Annotated in this window: 1 protein-coding gene; it reads right to left on the bottom strand. The window is 53.8% G+C overall.

What is annotated here, in order from left to right; translation table 11 throughout:
- Nucleotides 1-287 (bottom strand): GTP-binding protein (locus J3491_RS11955; protein ID WP_243456392.1); only part of this gene is annotated, 287 nt, incomplete at its 3' end.
- Between the last annotated feature and the right edge of the window lie 18 nt (nucleotides 288-305).

Below are 305 nucleotides of genomic sequence, written 5' to 3'. Positions count from 1 at the left end.
GCACCGGTGATCATGTTTTTAACGTAGTCGGCGTGACCTGGGCAGTCAACGTGGGCGTAGTGACGGGTGTCGGTGTCATACTCTACGTGTGAGGTGTTGATGGTGATGCCACGTGCTTTTTCTTCAGGCGCGCTATCGATGGCTGCGTAGTCTTTGGCTTCGCCGCCTGAGGTTTTTGCTGCTACGGTTGCGATAGCGGCAGTTAGGGTCGTTTTACCGTGGTCAACGTGTCCGATGGTGCCGACGTTGACGTGTGGCTTGTTGCGTTCAAACTTGGCCTTTGCCATGGGTAATTCCTCTTTTTT

It is taken from the genome of Psychrobacter halodurans (genome assembly GCF_017498075.1).
Taxonomy (GTDB): domain Bacteria; phylum Pseudomonadota; class Gammaproteobacteria; order Pseudomonadales; family Moraxellaceae; genus Psychrobacter; species Psychrobacter celer.
This window is presented reverse-complemented; position numbering and strand designations above follow the sequence as displayed.